14 protein-coding genes are annotated in these 16,124 nt (G+C 59.1%); 6 read left to right on the top strand and 8 right to left on the bottom strand.

The features are described from left to right. From U367_RS0124385 to U367_RS0124375, 3 genes are all read right to left on the bottom strand, one after another. The gene (locus tag U367_RS0124385; protein WP_028618939.1) at positions 1-1,098 is read right to left on the bottom strand and encodes an amino acid ABC transporter permease; all 1,098 of its coding nucleotides are present in this window, start codon (positions 1,096-1,098) and stop codon (positions 1-3) included. Between the two features lie 10 nt (positions 1,099-1,108). Next, positions 1,109-2,290, bottom strand: a complete 1,182-nt coding sequence (locus U367_RS0124380; protein WP_016978214.1) for an amino acid ABC transporter permease — start codon at positions 2,288-2,290, stop codon at positions 1,109-1,111. Positions 2,291-2,362: 72 nt separating this feature from the next. Next, positions 2,363-3,394: an amino acid ABC transporter substrate-binding protein gene (locus U367_RS0124375; protein WP_028618938.1), complete on the bottom strand. Its 1,032-nt coding sequence runs from the start codon at positions 3,392-3,394 to the stop codon at positions 2,363-2,365. 345 nt (positions 3,395-3,739) lie between these two features. Here U367_RS0124375 and U367_RS0124370 point away from each other — a divergent pair, with 345 nt between their 5' ends. Further along, a complete protein-coding gene (locus U367_RS0124370; protein ID WP_028618937.1) occupies positions 3,740-4,396 on the top strand; it encodes an alpha/beta hydrolase in 657 nt (218 codons plus the stop codon). 102 nt (positions 4,397-4,498) lie between these two features. Next, positions 4,499-5,950 carry an ATP-dependent RNA helicase RhlB gene (gene rhlB / locus U367_RS0124365; RefSeq protein WP_028618936.1) on the top strand — a complete coding sequence of 484 codons (1,452 nt, stop codon included), beginning with the start codon at positions 4,499-4,501 and terminating at the stop codon, positions 5,948-5,950. Between the two features lie 104 nt (positions 5,951-6,054). On the opposite strand, the gene moaE is transcribed toward rhlB, so the two are convergent. From moaE to U367_RS0124340, 5 genes are all read right to left on the bottom strand, one after another. Beyond that, complete coding sequence (moaE, locus tag U367_RS0124360; protein ID WP_028618935.1) at positions 6,055-6,504, bottom strand: molybdopterin synthase catalytic subunit MoaE; 450 nt, start codon at positions 6,502-6,504, stop codon at positions 6,055-6,057. Between the two features lie 2 nt (positions 6,505-6,506). Continuing rightward, entirely contained in the window at positions 6,507-6,749 is a 243-nt protein-coding gene (gene moaD, locus U367_RS0124355; protein ID WP_028618934.1) for a molybdopterin converting factor subunit 1, read from the bottom strand. Then, positions 6,746-7,219 (bottom strand): cyclic pyranopterin monophosphate synthase MoaC, encoded by a 474-nt coding sequence (gene moaC, locus U367_RS0124350; protein WP_028618933.1) that lies wholly within the window; start codon positions 7,217-7,219, stop codon positions 6,746-6,748. Before moaC ends, moaD begins: the two co-directional genes overlap by 4 nt. 144 nt (positions 7,220-7,363) lie before the next feature. After that, the gene (locus tag U367_RS0124345; RefSeq protein ID WP_003188745.1) at positions 7,364-8,758 is read right to left on the bottom strand and encodes a PhoH family protein; all 1,395 of its coding nucleotides are present in this window, start codon (positions 8,756-8,758) and stop codon (positions 7,364-7,366) included. A gap of 339 nt (positions 8,759-9,097) precedes the next feature. Then, positions 9,098-10,222 (bottom strand): polysaccharide deacetylase family protein, encoded by a 1,125-nt coding sequence (locus U367_RS0124340; protein WP_028618932.1) that lies wholly within the window; start codon positions 10,220-10,222, stop codon positions 9,098-9,100. Positions 10,223-10,342: 120 nt separating this feature from the next. On the opposite strand from U367_RS0124340, the gene yaaA reads away from it, so the two are divergent. The 4 genes from yaaA (at position 10,343) to U367_RS0124320 (ending at position 16,123) form a co-directional block, all read left to right on the top strand. Further along, positions 10,343-11,122 (top strand): peroxide stress protein YaaA, encoded by a 780-nt coding sequence (gene yaaA, locus U367_RS0124335; protein ID WP_028618931.1) that lies wholly within the window; start codon positions 10,343-10,345, stop codon positions 11,120-11,122. Positions 11,123-12,026: 904 nt separating this feature from the next. Then, positions 12,027-13,343: a nucleotide sugar dehydrogenase gene (locus U367_RS0124330; protein WP_028618930.1), complete on the top strand. Its 1,317-nt coding sequence runs from the start codon at positions 12,027-12,029 to the stop codon at positions 13,341-13,343. 83 nt (positions 13,344-13,426) lie between these two features. After that, entirely contained in the window at positions 13,427-14,908 is a 1,482-nt protein-coding gene (gene alg8, locus U367_RS0124325; RefSeq protein ID WP_161634133.1) for a mannuronan synthase, read from the top strand. A 48-nt stretch (positions 14,909-14,956) separates the two neighbouring features. Continuing rightward, positions 14,957-16,123, top strand: coding sequence for an alginate biosynthesis protein Alg44 (locus tag U367_RS0124320; protein WP_028618928.1), 1,167 nt, complete (start codon positions 14,957-14,959; stop codon positions 16,121-16,123). Position 16,124 lies beyond the last annotated feature (1 nt).

The following is a 16,124-nucleotide window of genomic DNA, read 5'->3' as shown; positions in this document are numbered from 1 at the left end:
CTAACGCTTGTGGCCTGTGTCGAGCTTGTGTTCCAAATGAATGGAATAGCGCGACATACCAAAACAGAAAATCCAGAACACCAGGGCCGCGAACACGTACCCTTCGGTGGCCATGCCCAACCATTTTGGGTCGGCGGCGGCTTGCTTGACGCTGTTGAGCAGGTCGAACAGGCCGATGATGATCACCAGGCTGGTGTCCTTGAACAGCGCAATGAACGTGTTGACGATGCCAGGGATCACCAGCTTCAGGGCTTGCGGCAGAATCACCAGGCCCATGCTGCGCCAGTAACCGAGGCCCATCGCCGCAGCGGCTTCGTACTGACCTTTTGGAATCGCCTGCAGGCCACCGCGCACCACCTCGGCCACGTAGGCCGACTGGAAGAGGATCACGCCAATCAATGCACGCAGCAATTTGTCGATACCCATGCCCTCAGGCAGGAACAACGGCAGCATCACCGAGGACATGAACAGCACGGTGATCAACGGCACGCCACGCCAGAATTCGATGAAGGTCACGCAGACCACTCGAATCGCCGGCATATTCGAACGCCGTCCCAACGCCAGCATGATGCCCAGTGGCAACGCGCCGGCGATGCCGACAGTGGCGATCACCAAGGTCAGCATCAGGCCGCCCCATTGGCTGGTCGCCACGCTGGTCAGGCCGAAGATCCCGCCGTGCAGCAGGAAGTAGGCAATGATCGGGTATAGCACCAGAAAGCTCAGGCCGTAGACCGCCTTGCGCTGGAAGCGCGAGATGAACAACGGCGCCACGCCAACAATGGCCAGCCACACGGTAAGGTCTACGCGCCAGCGCAGGTCGCCGGGGTAGTAGCCGTACATGAACTGCCCGAAGCGCTGTTGGATAAACACCCAGCAGGCGCCTTCCTTAGTGCAATCGGCGCGCGTGGTGCCGACCCAGTTGGCATCCAGGATTGCCCAATGCAGGATCGGCGGCACCACCAGGTAGATCAGGTAAAACGCCAACAGGGTCAGCAGGGTGTTGAGCCAGCTGGAAAACAGGTTGGCGCGCATCCAGGCCATAGGCCCGAACACTTTGTTCGGCGGCGGCATATCCGGTTTGAAAGTATGTGAACTCATGGGCGTTTCCTCACCGCTCGATCAGCGCAATGCGCTTGTTGTACCAGTTCATCAGCAAGGAAATGCTGATGCTGATCGCCAGGTACACGCTCATGGTGATGGCAATGACTTCGATGGCCTGGCCGGTCTGGTTGAGCACCGTGCCGGCAAACAGCGAAACCATTTCCGGGTAACCGATACCGGCGGCCAGCGACGAGTTTTTCGCCAGGTTCAGGTATTGGCTGGTCAGCGGCGGGATGATCACTCGCAGTGCCTGCGGAATGATGACCTTGCGCAGCGTCGGCCCAGGGCGCAGGCCCAGGGAGCGCGCGGCTTCGGTCTGGCCATGGCTGACGGACTTGATGCCCGAACGCACGATCTCGGCAATAAACGCTGCCGTGTAGACGGTAAGCGCCAGGGTCAGTGCCAGCAGTTCAGGGATGAGTACCCAGCCGCCGACAAAGTTGAAACCCTGCAGCTTGGGCATTTCCCAGTGCAGCGGTGCACCGAAGATCAAGGCGCACAAGGCCGGGATCACGATGAACAGCGCCAGGCCCGCCCAAAACTTATGGAAGGGGACGCCGGTGGCTTCAAAGCGCTTGTTGGCCCAGCGTGCCATCAGCACGATTGCCACGATGGCAACGACGATGCTGACCACGAACGGCCAGAAACCGTCAGCGGCAATCGCTGCCGGCATGTTCAGGCCACGGCTGCTGACAAAGAAGGTATCGCCGAAGTTATGGCTGTTGCGCGGCCCCGGCATGGTCAGGAACACCGCGAAGTACCAGAACAGGATTTGCAGCAGTGGCGGAATGTTGCGGAACACCTCCACATACACGGTCGCCAGCTTGTTAATCATCCAGTTCGGCGACAGCCGCGCCACGCCGATGACGAACCCGAGCAGCGTCGCCAGGATCACGCCGATAAACGTCACCAGCAAGGTGTTGAGCAAACCGATCACAAACACCCGGGCATAACTGTCCGATTCGGTGTAATCGATCAAATGCTGCGCGATGCCGAAGCCGGCACTGCGCTCAAGAAAGTCGAAACCCGAGGTAATGCCTCGGTGCTGAAGGTTGGTCTGGGTATTGTTGAAGAGGTACCAGCCCAGCGAGACCACCGCCACAATCGTGATGATCTGGAAGAGCCACGCACGCACTTTGGGGTCGCTGAAGCTGAGCTTCTGCTTGGGTGCGCCGATTTGTTTTTGCATGAAATGCCCCGAAAATAATGGAACAGAACATCACCCGGCGGTTGGCCCACCGGGTGACAGAACCATCAGCGATCAGCGCACAGGGGGTGCGTATTGAATGCCGCCGTTGTTCCACAGCGCGTTCAGGCCACGGTCGATTTCCAGCGGGGTGCTCTTGCCCAGGTTGCGCTCGAACACTTCACCGTAGTTACCGACTTGCTTGACGATCTGCACGACCCAGTCTTTCTTCACTTTCAGGTCTTTGCCGTATTCGCCGTCAGCACCGAGCAGACGGGCAACGTCGGGGTTCTTGGTGGACTTGGCTTCAGCTTCAACGTTTTTGGAGGTGATACCGGCTTCTTCAGCGTTGAGCATGGCGTAGCCCACCCAGCGCACGATGGCCAGCCACTCGTCGTCGCCGTTACGCACGACTGGGCCCAACGGTTCTTTGGAAATGGTTTCCGGCAGAACGACGTAGTCTTTCGGCGCGGCCAGCTTGCTGCGCTGGGCGAACAGTTGGGACTTGTCGGAGGTCAGCACGTCGCAACGACCGGATTCCAGCGACTTGGCGCTTTCGTCGGAGGTGTCGAAGGTGATTGGGGTGTATTTCAGGTTGTTGCCGCGGAAGTAATCGGAAACGTTCAGCTCAGTGGTGGTACCGGCCTGGATGCAGATGGTTGCACCGTCCAGTTCCTTGGCACTTTTCACGCCAAGCTTGTTGTTTACCAGGAAGCCGATGCCGTCGTAGTAAGTGATGAAGCCTGGGAATTTCAGGCCCATGCCGGCGTCGCGGGAGCTGGTCATGGTGGTGTTACGGGACAGAATGTCGACTTCGCCCGACTGAAGCGCGGTGAAACGCTCCTTGGCGTTCAACTGGCTGAATTTGACCTTGGTAGCGTCGCCGAAAACGGCAGCGGCCACAGCGCGGCACACGTCAGCGTCAATCCCGAGGATCTTGCCGCTGGCATCCGGCACCGAGAAACCCGGCAGGCCGTCACTCACGCCACATTGCACAAAACCTTTCTTCTGCACGGCATCCAGAGTGGCGCCGGCTTGGGCGAAACCGCTGGCACCCAGTACGGCCGCCGCAGAAACGATGGCCAGGGTGGATTTCAATACCTTCATTCAAACCTCCAGTTGCTCTTGTTGTGTCGGAGCTAGAACCTCAGCGCACCCTTATGAGGCGATATTGACCCGTGTTGGCTTTTTTTGGGGTCAAGCGGCATGAAGTTGTCGCAGTAATTCCAGGTTCTTTCCCACAAGCGGCAGGCACTGATAGTGTTACCGTCCCAGGAAAGTTCTGACATCGACCTACACATAGCAAGGCGCGTACCAGAGTGCTGGCTGAGCCGTTTCGGCCCATGAGCAAGTGCAAAAGATTCAGCCTTGCGACATTCTCTTAACAGATCGACAAGCCACGCACCGTTCCGTCGCACTTAATCGGAGCGCACGCACATTAATGGAGCAGACATGACCGAGCCCTTGATTCTTCAGCCCACCAAGCCCGCAGACGCCTGCGTAATCTGGTTGCATGGCCTGGGTGCCGATCGCTATGACTTCCTGCCGGTGGCCGAAGCGCTGCAGGAAAGCTTGCTGAGCACCCGCTTCGTTTTGCCCCAGGCACCGACCCGTCCGGTGACGATCAACGGTGGCTACGAGATGCCCAGTTGGTACGACATCAAGGCCATGAGCCCGGCCCGTTCGATCAGCCTGGAAGAGCTGGAAGCCTCGGCCAAAATGGTCACGGATTTGATCGAAGTGCAGAAGAGAACCGGAATAGACGCGTCGCGGATTTTCCTCGCCGGTTTTTCCCAGGGCGGCGCCGTGGTTTTCCACACCGCGTTTATGAATTGGGAAGGCCCGTTGGGTGGCGTGATCGCCCTCTCCACCTATGCCCCGACTTTCAGCGAAGAGCTGGAATTGTCCGCCAGCCAACAGCGTATTCCCGCCTTGTGCCTGCACGGCCAGTACGACGATGTGGTGCAGAATGCCATGGGCCGCAGCGCCTACGAGCATTTGAAGAGCCGTGGTGTCACCGTGACATGGCAGGAATACCCAATGGGCCACGAAGTGTTACCCGAGGAGATCCGCGATATCGGCACGTGGTTGACCGCACGCCTGGGCTGAAAACCGGCATTAATGTAGCCGTATGACAGACGCACTACGCCGCGCCCGTTTCTTGCATTACACTGGCCGGCGTACATTCCTTAACCAATTAATGAGATCACCGTGCTCGAAGCACTCAAGAAGATGTTCGGCAAAAGCGAGGCCGAGCCGCTCGCGCCTGTTCCCAGTGCTACTGCCCCGACTGCCGGCAGCCGCAATGACGGTCAACAGCTCGGCCGGACCGAGCCTGTCGCCCAGCCCAAGACGCCTACGGTGACACCGCCTGAACCGGCACAAGAAGCCGCACCGGCCCCAAAACCGCGCCGTGAGCGCGCGCCAAAACCGCCGGTGATCCCATGGAAACTCGAAGACTTCGTCGTCGAGCCCCAGGAAGGCAAGACCCGCTTCCACGATTTCAAACTAGCGCCTGAACTGATGCACGCCATCCAGGACTTGGGTTTCCCGTACTGCACGCCGATCCAGGCGCAGGTACTGGGCTTCACCCTGGCCGGCAAAGACGCCATCGGCCGCGCCCAGACCGGCACCGGCAAGACCGCCGCGTTCCTGATCTCGATCATCACCCAACTGCTGCAGACACCACCGCCGAAAGAGCGCTACATGGGTGAGCCGCGCGCACTGATCATCGCCCCGACCCGGGAGCTGGTGGTACAGATCGCCAAGGACGCCGCCGACCTGACCAAGTACACCGGCCTCAACGTCATGACGTTCGTCGGCGGCATGGACTTCGACAAACAGCTCAAGCACCTCGAAGCTCGTCACTGCGACATCCTGGTAGCCACGCCGGGCCGACTGCTGGACTTCAACCAGCGCGGCGACGTGCACCTGGACATGGTCGAAGTGATGGTGCTGGACGAAGCCGACCGCATGCTCGACATGGGCTTTATCCCACAAGTGCGTCAGATCATTCGCCAGACCCCGCCGAAATCCGAGCGTCAGACCCTGCTGTTCTCCGCGACCTTCACCGAAGACGTGATGAACCTCGCCAAACAGTGGACCACCGACCCGTCCATCGTCGAGATCGAAGCGCTGAACGTCGCCAGCGAAAACGTCGAGCAACACATCTATGCGGTGGCCGGTGCCGACAAGTACAAGTTGCTCTACAACCTGGTCAACGACAACGGTTGGGAACGCGTGATGGTATTCGCCAACCGCAAGGATGAAGTACGCCGCATCGAAGAACGCCTGGTACGTGATGGTGTGAACGCTGCGCAACTGTCCGGCGATGTGCCGCAGCACAAGCGCATCAAGACGCTGGAAGGTTTCCGCGAAGGCAAGATCCGCGTGTTGGTGGCTACCGATGTGGCCGGGCGCGGGATTCACATTGATGGCATCAGCCACGTGATCAACTTCACCCTGCCGGAAGTGCCGGATGACTATGTGCACCGCATTGGCCGTACCGGTCGTGCCGGGGCTGCGGGGGTGTCGATCAGCTTTGCTGGGGAAGATGACTCGTATCAGCTGCCGTCGATCGAGGCGCTGTTGGGGCGCAAGATCAGCTGCGAGACGCCGCCGACGCATCTGTTGCGCCCGGTAGAACGCAAACGCCCAAGCTGAATACGCAAACCCTGTAAGAGCCGGCTTGCCGGCGATGTGGCCTCAAGCCTTGCACTGTTCTCACGGTCGTCATCGCCGGCAAGCCGGCTCCTACAGAGGTATGTTTATTTCCAGCGATCTGCAGCTGCCTGATCGCTGTGCCGCCCCTCCACCCAACGCGCGCCCTCACTGGTATTTTCCTTCTTCCAAAACGGCGCCCGCGTCTTCAGGTAATCCATCACAAACGCGCAGGCATCAAACGCCGCCTGGCGATGGGCACTGGCTGCCCCAACAAACACAATCGGCTCGCCCGGTTCCAGCGCGCCAATGCGGTGCAGCACTTCCAGCTTGAGCAACGGCCAGCGCTGCTCGGCTTCCACTGCGATCTTGGCCAGGGCCTTTTCGGTCATGCCGGGGTAGTGCTCCAGGAACATTCCCGCAACATCCAGACCGTCATTGAAATCGCGCACATAGCCAACAAAACTCACCACCGCGCCCACGCCGACATTGGCCGCATGCATGGCGTTGACTTCAGCACCGGGATCAAATGCCTGGGCCTGCACACGAATGGCCATGATCAGCCTCCGGTCACGGGTGGGAAGAATGCTACTTCGTCACCTGCCTGCACCGGCTCATCAAGGCTGCACAGCTCTTCGTTGCGCGCGCACATCAGGCTGGTTTCGTTGAGCACTGCAAACTCCGGGTCACTGGCCAGCGCCAGACGCACCGCCTCGACAGTGGCGAAGTCGCCCTCCATCTCCAACGAATCAAAACCCACCGCTTCTGCGTAACGTGCAAAAAACAATACGTTGATGCTCATGCGTGGTCCGCCTTGAAGTGCCCGCTCTTGCCGCCCAGCTTTTCCAGAAGGCGAATGCTTTCGATGGTCATACCGCGATCCACGGCCTTGCACATGTCGTAGATCGTCAATGCCGCAACGCTGGCGGCGGTTAGGGCTTCCATCTCCACGCCGGTCTGGCCGGAGAGTTTGCAGCGCGCCAGGATGTGCACCGAGTCTGCGCCATCGGCGCTCAGTTCGACCTTGACGCTCGTCAACATCAACGGGTGGCACAGGGGGATCAAGTCACTGGTTTTCTTCGCAGCCTGGATCCCGGCAATGCGGGCCACGGCAAACACGTCGCCCTTGGGATGGGCGCCGTCGACAATCATTTTCAGCGTTTCGGGCAACATGCGCACGCGCGCTTCGGCTACCGCCTCGCGGAACGTCACGGACTTGTCAGTGACGTCGACCATGTGGGCGCGACCTTGGGAATCGAGATGAGTCAGCACAGGGATACTCCTGATCAGGAGCATCGATTGTAAACCCGTGGGTCAATTTTGCGCACGGCTGATTGTGCGTAGGAGCCGGCTTGCCGGCGATGGCGTCCTCGAGGGCCCCATCGCCGGCAAGCCGGCTCCTGCAGTGTGTAGTGTTTACAAGTGAGACTCTGCGTATTCAGCCAGAATCGAACGTGGAACCCCTTGCAGCGCAATGTGCACGCCGTTCGGGAAGTCTTTGAAGCGTTCCGTCAGGTAAGTCAGCCCGGAGCTGGTCGCGGACAGGTAAGGGGTGTCGATCTGTGCCAGGTTTCCCAGGCACACCACTTTGGAACCGGCGCCGGCACGGGTGATGATGGTTTTCATCTGGTGCGGGGTGAGGTTCTGGCATTCATCGATCAAAATCAGGCTCTGCTGGAAGCTGCGACCTCGGATGTAGTTGAGGGATTTGAACTGCAACGGCACTTTGCTGAGGATGTAGTCGACGCTGCCATGGGTGTTTTCGTCATCCATGTGCAAGGCTTCGAGGTTGTCGGTGATCGCCCCCAGCCACGGCTCCATTTTTTCCGCTTCGGTGCCGGGCAGGAAGCCGATTTCCTGGTCCAGGCCCTGCACGCTGCGGGTGGCGATGATGCGGCGATAGCGCTTGGTCACCATGGTCTGCTCGATGGCGGCAGCCAGGGCGAGAATGGTTTTACCGGAACCGGCAGCACCGGTCAGGTTGACCAGGTGGATGTCCGGGTCGAGCAGCGCGTACAGCGCCAGGCTCTGGTAGATATCACGCGGTTTCAGGCCCCAGGCTTCCTGGTGCAACAGGGGTTCCTGATGCAGGTCGAGGATCAGCAGCTTGTCGACCTGGATCTCTTTGATCCAGCCCACGAAGCCTTGTTCGTCGACGATAAATTCATTGATATGCACGGCTGGCAGGTTGTCGATCAGCTGTACCTGGTGCCAGGTGCGGCCATGGTCCTGACGGGTTTCGACCTTGCTGACGCGGTCCCAGAACGAGCCGGTCATCATGTGATAACCACGGGACAGCATCGACACGTCGTCGACCAGTTGGTCGGTACTGTAGTCCTCGGCCGCGATCCCACACGCTCGGGCCTTGAGGCGCATATTGATGTCTTTGGTCACCAGCACTACGCGCAGGTCCTTGTCGCGGGCGTGCAGGTCGATCAATTGGTTGATGATTTTGTTGTCGTTCAGATTCTCCGGCAGGAGGCTGTTGGGCTCGCTGCGCTTGCTCATCAGAATCGACAGCAAGCCCTTGGGCCCGCCTTTGCCGCGCTGGATCGGTACGCCGACTTCGACGTCCTCCGGCGACGCTTCGCCCAATGTCTTGTCGATCAGGCGGATCGCCTGGCGGCATTCGGCGGCAACGCTGTGGTGCCCGCTTTTGAGTTTGTCGAGCTCCTCAAGCACGATCATCGGGATGGCGACGTGGTGTTCTTCGAAGTTGAGCAATGCGTTTGGATCGTGGATCAATACGTTGGTATCAAGCACATAAAGGATTGGCTGGTCGGAAGAAGGGTTACGTCCATGATCATCCATACTCGGTCACCTTTGTGGGAGCCAGTCGACGCAATACCTGAGCGGTGCTGCGCCTCGATTCGACCACCGACTGCACCTGAGTGACGTCAAGCGCAGTGCCCACCTGAGGAGTCTTGGAAGACGCCACCTGTGCTGCAGGGTTCGGCGATCTGACTTCGTAATACCGCAAAACGTGTGACAGAAAAAAGCACTTTGACGCTTTTTTGAAGTTTATTTTTCAGGATGACGAATAGCACTAGCCGAGCCCCCCGTACCCCGCTAAAGTCGGAAGTCCGCCTGCATCGAAATGTCGCACAAAATCACCCCGAAAACGCCTAATCCCCAACAGGGCCGGGCACTTCAGCGAAACGCCTCCCGGCAGTCCTGCCAACCCAGACCACTCTGCGCCGTCGCCTGCAACAGCATGGGTAAAGCCACCCGCGCCTTGTCCTGGGTGTCGTGAAACACAATCACGCCTTTGCGCCACAGCAGCATCAAGGTCAGCACCCGTTGCGCTGACTCATCGGCCTTGAGCTTGCCCGGTTCGTCTTGGGAGTCGATGTCCCACAACGCTACCTGCAAGCCCTGGGCTTGAAAGAAACCCTGGCTGTCCGCGCGACGTTGACCATAGGGCGGACGAAACAGCGGCACGTAGTTTTCCGGCATCAGGTTCTGCGCCAACGACGCGCTGCGGGTGATCGAGCTCTGCCACTCCACCCAATGGCTGTGGGAGCGATACTGCCAGCCCTGGGTGCCGACGCACTGGCCCTGGTACAGCGCCTGCACATCGGCAACCGAACTGCGCTCGACACGGGTTTGCAGGCTGCTGCCGAGGGCGAAGAAGGTGGCGTTCATTTTTTGCTTGCGCAGGTAGTCGGTGAGCCAATCGGTATTGCCGCTGACCGGCGCAGGGCCACCGTCGAAGGTGAGCAGGAACAGGCGGTCGTTGAATTCATCACCCTTGCGCTCATGGTCGCCGAAGCGCGCGACTTCGCTGCTGATCTGCGGGAACAGCGCGGCCTTGCGCAGCAGCTCGTCCAAATAACGTTCATGGAACACATGGCTGGGGTTGGCCCAGCCTATATAGAAGGAGTCTTCGCTCACCTCGAACTTGCCAGCCTGCTCGCGCAGATCGTCCATGTTCTCTACCAGATAGCAGAACGAGGCGTCGACCTCGCAACTCTGCTGGGCGAACGTATAGTTCTCCAGCAAGCGCTGCCAGAGCTGGCGACGCAGGTCGTCGATGGCGGACAGGTTGATGATCTTCAGGCCCAGGCGCTGCTTGAGCGCGGCTTCGTCCTGGCTCTCACTGGCCAGCAGGCTGTGGGTGAACATGAGGATTTCGGCGCGTGAGGCCACGTCGAACAGCGCCGGGCTACCGAGCTTTTCGGGCCAGGTACCACGGTCCAGGCTCGCCACATCGACGGGCGCTGCCTGGGCATTCAGGCATAGCAGGCATGCCGATAACAAAAGCGCTATTCGCACACGGGGTCTCCCTCTCCAGAGTCACCGGCCATCATAGCGGATCACGCCTATCGCCATCATAGGTGGAGTCAAAACGCCCCAGCCCCTAGAATCCCTTCCACGATTACAGGAGACGACTTCATGCTGATGGTGATTTCACCCGCCAAAACCCTCGATTTCGAGACCGCGCCTGTGACCCAGCGCTTTACCCAGCCGCAGTACCTGGACCACTCCCAGGAGTTGATCGAACAATTGCGCGAACTGAGCCCGGCACAAATCAGCGAATTGATGCACGTATCCGACAAGATCGGCGGCCTCAACGCCGCGCGTTTCGGCAGCTGGACCCCGGCGTTCACCCCGGCCAACGCCAAGCAGGCCCTGCTGGCTTTCAAGGGCGACGTGTACACCGGCCTGAATGCCGAGACCTTCAGCGACGCCGACTTCACCTACGCCCAGGACCACCTGCGCATGCTCTCGGGCCTCTACGGCCTGCTGCGCCCGCTGGACCTGATGATGCCTTATCGCCTGGAAATGGGCACCAAACTCCCCAACGCCCGTGGCAAGGACCTGTACGCGTTCTGGGGCACGCGCATCAGCGAGTGGCTGAACGAAGCGTTGGCTGAACAAGGCGATGACGTCCTGCTGAACCTGGCCTCCAACGAATACTTCTCGGCGGTCAAGCGCACGGCGCTGAACGCGCGGATCATCAACACCGAGTTCAAGGACCTGAAGAACGGCCAGTACAAGATCATCAGTTTCTATGCCAAAAAAGCGCGGGGCATGATGAGCCGCTTTGTGATCGAAGAGCGCATCAACGACCCGGCCAAACTGAAGGAATTCGATGTGCAGGGCTATCGCTTCAATGCGGAGCAGTCGAAGCCGGATAACCTGGTGTTCTTGCGCGATCACGCACCGGAATAAAGCTCCCGAGAACACTGATGAACAAATGTGGGAGGGGGCTTGCCCCCGATGGCGGTGGAACAGCCAGCTTATCTTTAGCTGACACACCGTCTTCGGGGGCAAGCCCCCTCCCACATTTTTAACCGCATTTTAATTCGCTAATCGCCATTATTTTGACGTCAAAAAACATCCTGACGCATCTCTAACAATTCTTTCACTCGACATCCGTCGTTTTTTTTCGTAGTGGCACCACTTTTTTTAAACACTAGTGGCACAAAACTATCTCTCCCTCCCAACTCCCCACAACTACTGGTCCAAATAGCAAGTGCTATCAATATAGTACCAGTGCCATCTTTCCTAATATTTCAAGAAATTTCCGGAAACAGGATGAGCGGCCTGGAACTTCGTCTAAACGCACGGCTCATACCACCGGTAACGAAATTCTCTGTTCCTGTAAGAGATGACTTACATAACGACCCAAGGAAGTAGCGAAGTTGCCCCATCAACTTTGACTCATGGGTCATATCATCAACTGATATGAGTTGAGGGCGGCGATAAGGATGAATTGCTATCCCCTACAGGCCAAGGCAGCGCTTACCCAAATGTGTCAGTGATGACACCCAAGGTGTTGATAAATAAAGGCTTAGAGCCTCTATCTGCACCCTGCGGCACTGGCGTCGGCACCTTCCCCCAGGAAGGCCGGCTGCATTTGAGGGCAAGCCCCAATAACAAGGCCAAGTTTCGCACAACTTGAGTGCAATAGTTAGTCACTCACTAATTAACATGCCTGTACGCGGTAAGTCGGCGTCTATTCGCCTAACTTCCGTGGCATCAGTAACGCTTGCAAACATGAACTCGCCATCTATTTGGCATGATTAATACCGTCTTCAATGACAACGTCTTCAATGACAAAGAGGTAAATGCGATGCGCATCAGCATATTTGGTTTGGGTTACGTTGGCGCAGTATGTGCCGGTTGCCTGTCTGCCCGTGGCCACGAAGTGGTTGGCGTAGACATCTCCAAGGACAAGATTGACCTGATCAATGCGGGCAAATCGCCAATCGTTGAACCAGGTCTGGGCGAGTTGTTGAGCCAGGGTATCCAGACCGGCCGTCTGCGCGGTACCACCAACTTCGCCGAAGCCATCCGTGACACCGACCTGTCGATGATCTGCGTTGGTACGCCGAGCAAGAAAAACGGCGACCTGGAACTCGATTACATCGAGGCTGTGTGCCGCGAAATCGGTTTTGTCCTGCGCGATAAAGCCACCCGCCACACCGTAGTGGTACGCAGCACTGTGCTGCCAGGCACCGTGGCCAACGTGGTGATCCCGATCCTCGAAGATTGTTCCGGCAAAAAAGCCGGCGTCGACTTCGGTGTCGCGGTCAACCCGGAATTCCTGCGTGAATCCACCGCCATCGCCGACTACGACCTGCCACCGATGACTGTTATCGGCGAATTCGACAAAGCCTCCGGCGATGTCCTGCAATCGCTGTACGAAGAACTCGACGCACCGATCATCCGCAAGGACATCGCCGTTGCCGAGATGATCAAGTACACCTGCAACGTGTGGCACGCCACCAAAGTGACTTTCGCCAACGAGATCGGCAACATCGCCAAGGCTGTCGGCGTCGACGGTCGCGAAGTGATGGAAGTGGTCTGCCAGGACAAGACCCTCAACCTGTCCCAGTACTACATGCGCCCAGGCTTCGCCTTTGGCGGTTCGTGCCTGCCCAAAGACGTGCGCGCCCTCACCTACCGCGCAAGTTCGCTGGACGTGGAAGCGCCGCTGCTCAACTCGCTGATGCGCAGCAACGAGTCCCAGGTACAGAACGCCTTTGACATCGTCTCCAGCCACGACAAACGCAAAGTCGCCTTGCTGGGCCTGAGCTTCAAGGCCGGCACCGATGACCTGCGCGAAAGCCCGCTGGTCGAACTGGCCGAGATGCTGATCGGCAAAGGTTTCGACCTGAGCATCTACGACAGCAACGTGGAGTACGCCCGTGTCCACGGCGCGAACAAAGACTACATCGAAGGCAAGATCCCGCACGTGTCGTCCCTGCTCAACTCGGACTTCGACGACGTGATCAACAACTCCGACGTGATCATCCTGGGCAACCGCGATGAGAAGTTCCGCGCCCTGGCGCAGAACGCACCACACGGCAAGCAAGTGATCGACCTGGTGGGCTTCATGTCCAAGGCCACCAGCACGAGCGGTCGTACCGAAGGCATTTGCTGGTAACAGCAACGGCCAGTTCCGGGCTGCAAGCGTAACCATCCCCAGCGCTTGCAGCCGGGAGCCTTCATCACCTTCGGATGACGCTTATGTCCAAGTTAAAACATGTACTGATGCAATCCGCCGGCTGGCTGTTCTTTCTCAGCCTGCTGATGGGACTCGCGCTGCTGCTGCCGGCGAGTACGTTCGACTCGGAGTCGAAGAATTTTATTTTCCTGATTGGCGCCGTCGGTATCTGGCGCTACTCGATGGGTGCTACGCATTTCTTTCGCGGCATGCTGTTCCTGTATGTCGTCTACCCGCACCTGCGCCGCAAAGTGCGCAAGCTGGGCAAGGCGGCCGACCCGTCCCATGTGTTCCTGATGGTCACCAGTTTCCGTATCGACGCGCTGACCACCGCGCAGGTCTACAGCTCGGTGATCCGTGAAGCCATCGAATGCGGCTTCCCGACCACCGTGGTCTGCTCGCTGGTGGAAATGTCCGATGAGCTGCTGGTGAAAAGCCTGTGGGAACGCATGAACCCGCCGGAACACGTGAAGCTCGACTTCGTGCGTATCGCCGGTACCGGCAAACGTGATGGCCTGGCCTTCGGTTTCCGCGCCATCTCCCGCCACCTGCCGGATGACCGAGCGGTAGTTGCGGTGATCGATGGCGACACCGTGCTCGCCGAGGGCGTAGTCCGCAAGACCGTGCCGTGGTTCCAGCTGTTCGGCAATGTCGGCGGCCTGACCACCAACGAATTCTGCGAAGTGCGCGGCGGCTACATCATGAGCGAGTGGCACAAACTGCGCTTCGCCCAACGCCACATCAACATGTGCTCCATGGCCCTGTCCAAGCGCGTACTGACCATGACCGGTCGTATGTCGGTGTTCCGCGCCAGCGTGGTCACCGACCCCGGCTTTATCGCCGACGTGGAAAGCGACTCGCTGCAACACTGGCGCCTGGGCCGCTTCAAGTTCCTCACCGGCGATGACAAGTCCAGCTGGTTCAGCCTGATGCGCCTGGGCTACGACACCTTCTACGTGCCGGACGCCGCGATCAATACCGTGGAACACCCGCCGGAAAAGAGCTTCATCAAGGCCAGCCGCAAACTGATGTTCCGCTGGTACGGCAACAACCTGCGCCAGAACTCTCGCGCTCTGGGCCTGGGTGTGCGGCGCCTCGGCCTGTTCACCAGCATCGTGCTGTTCGACCAGCGTGTGTCGATGTGGACCTCCCTGCTCGGCCTGACCGTGGCGATCATCGCCACCTTCAAGTACGGCGGCGCGTTCATCCTCGCTTACCTGCTGTGGATCGGCATCACCCGCCTGATTCTCACCCTGTTGCTGTCGTGCTCCGGCCACAAGATCGGCCCGGCCTACCCGGTGATTCTCTATTACAACCAGATCATGGGCGCGCTGGTGAAGATCTACGTGTTCTTCCGCCTTGATCAACAGTCCTGGACCCGCCAGGACACCAAACTGACCCGCGATTTGGCCAGCTTTCAACGTTGGTTCAACACCTGGTCGTCTCGGACCATGACCTTCTCCGCCGGCAGCATTTTCGTCGCCGTGTTGCTGATGATGGTCTGACAGCCAAGCCTGAATTAACTAGGAGCTACACCTATGAGTCAGAACACCATGAATAGCCAAGCAAACGTCAACGTTGTCCACGAATCCGAAGCCCAGCGCCAACATGCCCGCGTGAAAATCCCGGCCAAGCTGCGCTTTTTCAACACTGACCGTACGCCGACCGAAGCCCGGGTGATCGACCTGTCCGCCGGTGGCCTGGCCTTCACCTCGACCCAGCCGTTGACCGTCGGCGAAGTGCACAAGGGCCGCCTGCAATTTGTGATCGATAACCTGGGCCTGGCGATGGACGTGGAGCTGCAAATCCGCTCCTTCGACCGCCAGACCGGCCGCACCGGTTGCCAGTTCCAGAACCTTGAACCCCAGGATATTTCCACCCTGCGCCACCTGATCACCTCGCACTTGTCCGGCGATATCGTGACCATGGGCGACGTGCTGGCGACCCTGCAACGCGACAACTTCACCAAGGCGCGCAAGGTCAAGGACGGCGGTAGCAACATGAGCGCCGCCGGCCGTCTACGCGCCGTGGTGTTCAGCGCAGGCATCTTCATCGTCGGCCTGGCTGCCTTCGGTTTCATCTTCAAATCGGTGTACGGCATGTATTTCGTCAGCCATGCCCAGGCCGGCTTGGTCAGCGTACCTGGCATGAACGTGACCATGCCGCGCGACGGCACCGTGCAAAGCCTGCTCAAAGGTGATGCGATCGCCGCCAAAGGCGCGCCGCTCGCCACCTTCAGCACCAGCATGCTCGATGTGCTCAAGGGCCACCTGGACGAAGACCAACTGCAACCGGCCAAGGTCGAAGAGCTGTTCGGCAAGCAAATGACTGGCACCCTGACCTCGCCGTGCGATTGCGTGGTGGCCCAGCAAATGGTCGCCGACGGTCAGTACGCCAACAAAGGCGACGTGATCTTCCAACTGGTGCCACGCGGCAGCCTGGCCAATGTTGAAGCACGCTTCACCTATCGCCAGTTCGCCGACGTTCGCCCAGGTACACCGGTGAGCTTCCAGGTGGCCGACGAAGAACAGATTCGCACCGGCACCATCGTCAGCAGCACCAGCCTGAACAGCGCCGACCTGTCCTCCGACATCCGCGTGCAGATCAAGCCTGACGCACCGCTGGACAGCACCTACGCCGGCCGCCCGGTGGAAGTGACCAGCGACCGTGGTCCCTCGCTGAACTGGCTGATCGATAAAGCCATGGCTGCGGGTCTTTAAT

The sequence above is a fragment of the Pseudomonas canadensis genome (assembly GCF_000503215.1).
Classification (GTDB): domain Bacteria; phylum Pseudomonadota; class Gammaproteobacteria; order Pseudomonadales; family Pseudomonadaceae; genus Aquipseudomonas; species Aquipseudomonas canadensis.
This window is presented reverse-complemented; position numbering and strand designations above follow the sequence as displayed.